Annotated in this window: 1 pseudogene; it reads left to right on the forward strand. The window is 46.2% G+C overall.

Going from position 1 to position 1,091, the window contains the following annotated elements:
* Positions 1–53: 53 nt before the first annotated feature.
* A pseudogene (locus FTV17_RS15430) lies at positions 54–1,091 on the forward strand (BREX-1 system phosphatase PglZ type A); the annotation flags it as partial.

The raw sequence follows: 1,091 nt of genomic DNA on the forward strand, positions 1-1,091 counted from the left end.
GGAGAAATGATGAATGCTTTTTCTCCGGCACTAGACCTTGATGAGGTCGTTGCATGAATTTAAGTCAACTTCAGCAAGGCCTGGAACAAGCCTTTTATACTGAACAGCATCGAATTGTCTTTTGGTACGATGCAGAACAGTCATTTACTGAAGAAATCAAAGCCCTAGAGCTAAATGATGTCCAAATTTTGAATATGGCAGAAGAATCCAGCCTTGCGATTAAGCTTAAACTGGAACTTGAGGATCAGCAGGGTAAATACTTGCTGTATTTCCCAAGTGCTGAGCCTGAAACTGAAAAAGACTGGTTGCTGGACATCAAGCTTTATTCGCGTAGCTTCTATGCCGATCGTTTCTCGATTATCTTCAATGAGCTCGGTTTACAGCAGCAGAGTCTAAGAGAACATCTGGCCAAACGTGAAGAATTCCTTAAAGCCAAAGCCCGTCTGAGTACATTGAAACGCTATATTCAGCCTGATGCAGATGAACAGGATCTGGATATGGCCATGATTGCGGCTGTGGTCAAGGCCGACAGTGCCGAGCTGATGCATATCGTTCTGGCACTGGCAGATGAAATGGTACAGCAGAATCTGGATTTGGAAGTGAATCCAGACTCCTTTGCTGAACTGGAAAAATTCCAACTAGTGCCAGCTTTAGTCACAGCATTACAGGCGGAAATTGGTTATCCAGCATCGGTTGAAGAATTGAATGGGGAAGCACCATTCAAGCTCGGTACGTTCTTTATCCGTTTAATGACCACGGGTTTCTGTGAAAGCCTGGGCGATATACCGCTATGGGCTCAGGAACTGGTGATGTCATCCGTCAGCTCCCGTGCAACAGCAAGAGCCTTTTTGTCGCGCGGGAGAGACAGTTCTAAATACTACCCAACCTTCGATACACTCTCCCAGACCGTGGCCAATGCACTGCGGATCCAAGAAAAGGTCGGGGCCTTTGATCTGGAGCAGCTGCTCGATGTCATGACCTTTGAAGTGATTGAACAAAAGATCATTGTTGATCTGGCCAGTCATATCCCTGCAGCAGCCAAAGCTGAACTGGAACATTTCAGAACGATTATTTCTACCCGTCTGGATGGC

The organism is Acinetobacter sp. YH12239, from assembly GCF_013417635.1.
GTDB lineage: Bacteria > Pseudomonadota > Gammaproteobacteria > Pseudomonadales > Moraxellaceae > Acinetobacter.